Annotated in this window: 1 protein-coding gene; it reads left to right on the top strand. The window is 70.5% G+C overall.

Annotated features, from left to right (window positions below; translation table 11 throughout):
- The coding region (locus ACIQ6O_RS16365) for a hypothetical protein (protein ID WP_396208837.1) at positions 1-2506 on the top strand (2506 nt) is incomplete at both ends.

Here is a 2506-nt window from a genome sequence, read left to right as displayed (position 1 = left end):
GGCCATCCGCGGACTACCCGCCGCCGCCAACACGCCCCCCGCCGGTCGCGCCCTCGAGGCGCGACTCGATCAGGAGCGGCAGGCGCTGTCCACCCGCGGCACTGTCGCGTCGGCGCTCATGGCGGCCGGCATCGTCACCGTGCTCATCGCCCTCGCGGCGCTCGTACTGGGTGGCGGTCGGTGGATCGATCTGCCGGCGCCGTTGCCACTGCTCTTTGTCGTCATGGCCGTAACGGGGGCGGCGTTCGCGTTCGGCCTGCGGCACCGTCGGTTGCAACAGCAACTCACGATGGCCGGCATCGCCGGCGTGGTGGAACAGGAACAGCAGCTGCGTGAAGGGTCGTTGCGCGGGGCGCTCGAAGTGGGCGCCACCGGCCTCCTTGGTGCTCGTGCCGCCGACGATGTGGCGCGTCGCCTTGCGTCTGGTGCACTCACGCCGGCGCTCACCGCCCGCTTCACTCGCACGCTTGGCCTTGCCGCCGTGGGGGCCGCTGTTGGCGCGGGGACGCTCATCATCGCGTCGCGTGTCGCACCAGATGGTTTGGCGGCGGTACTGCAACCGGTGAGTGCCTGGCGCGGCACACTCCTGCCTGCGCTGTCGTTCGACAAGCTCACCACGCGCGTGCCGCGTGGCATGCCGGTGACCGTGCAGGTGGTGGCGACTGGGCGCCATGCGGTCACCATCTCGCGTCGCGCCGAAGGCGAGGCATGGCGCGATACGGTACTCAGCGTGCCCGCCGATGGCCGCGTGGCGCTGGCCCTGGGCCCCGTGCGGGCGGCCACGGAGTTGCGCGTGAACGACGGCCGCTCCCCCGAACTCAACGCCACACTCGTGGTCGAGGAACGCGGCTGGCTCGGCGACGTCTCACTGCGCGCGATGTATCCGGCCTACCTCGGCCGCGCTGACGAAACCCTGGAGCCGGTGCCGCCGCTGCGGGTCCCGCGCGGGACGCGCGTCAAGGTGCGCGTCATGCTGCGCGGCGGGGCGCGTGACGCCGTGCTGAGCGATGGGCGAGCCGAGGTCGCCTTGCTGGCGGCGTCGGCAGCGGGCGACGGTGTGCCAGCGGAAGCCGTCATCACGGTCGATCGTGACGGCTCGTGGGGATGGCGCGCCCAGGCGACGCCGCGCGCCGATGGAGCCGTGCTCGCGCCGGAGTTGCCCGACTCGCTGCCGTTCACCGTCATCCCCGATCAGGCGCCAAGCGTGCAGATCGTGGCGCCGGCCACCGATACCGCCATCGGCCCCACCGGCCAGGTGCCGGTCCTGGTGGATGCCGGTGATGATCACGGCGTGGCGCGTGTACACCTCGTGGTGTGGAAGGAATCGGCCAGCGGCGCCGGCGCCATCAAGCGTGAGCGTGTGGACGTGGCCTCGCCGCAGTCGCCCGTGTTCGAAGGCGGGGCGACCATCTCGCTCGATGGTCGTGGACTCGAGCCCGGCGACAAGGTGCATGTGACCGCCGTGGCCACCGATGATTCGCCGTGGGCCCAACAGGCGCAGAGTGCCGAAGTCGTGTTGCGTGTGCCCACGCTCAGCGAACAGCGCGCGATGGCCCGATCGCTCGCCGACTCGCTGGCCGCCAAGGCCATGCAGCTCGCACAGCAGGAGAAGCGCCTGCAGCAGAACACCGCCGACGCCTCGCGCAGCCGCGACCTCAAGGCGGGTGGGGACCAGGCCAGTGGCGGCCAGAAGAACGACGGCAAGCCGATGAGCTTCACGGCCGCCGAAAAGGCCAAGCAGCTGGCGCGTGATCAGCAGCAGCTCGCCGCCAAGGTGGACTCGCTCCGCATGAACGCCAAGGAGCTCGAGTCACGCCTCAAGAACGCCAACGCGCTCGACACCACGCTGGCGGGTCGCATGCGTGACATCCAGAAGATGCTGCGCGAGGCCATGACCCCCGAGATGCAGAAGCAGCTGGAGGAGCTCAACAAGAACTCCGACCGGCTGAGTGGCACGCAGGCGCAGCAGAGCATGCAGCAGCTCGCCGAAGCGCAGAAGCAGATGCGCGAGCAACTCGAGCGCAGCGCCGAAATGCTCAAGCGTGCGTCGCTCGAGGGTGCGATGCAGACCTTGCGCGACGAGGCCAACGAACTGGCCAAGGCCCAACAGCAGGCCGCCGACCGCATGGACGGCCGGCCGCAGCAGGGCAACGGCAAGCAGAATCCGCAGGACCCGCGACAGCTGGCCGATCGTTCGCGCGATCTCGAGCGCGACGTGCAGGCGCTCGCGAAGAAGCTCGAAGAGGCGGGGGCGAAGCCCGGGGCGTCGAAGACGCGCGAAGCGCAGCCGAGCGTGAAGGAAGCCGCCGACGCGATGAGCCGCGCGGCGCAGATGGAGAAGCCGCAGGGGCAGCAACAGAATCCGCCGCAGAACGCGCAAGGCCAGCAGCAACGGCAGCAGGGTCAACAAGGCCAGCAGGGCCAACAAGGCCAGCAGGGCCAGCAGGGCCAGCAGGGCCAGCAGGGCCAGCAGGGCCAGCAGGGCCAGCAGGGCCAGCAGGGCCAG

It is taken from the genome of Gemmatimonas sp., assembly GCF_044345575.1.
In the GTDB taxonomy this organism is placed as follows: Bacteria; Gemmatimonadota; Gemmatimonadetes; order Gemmatimonadales; family Gemmatimonadaceae; genus Gemmatimonas.
This window is presented reverse-complemented; position numbering and strand designations above follow the sequence as displayed.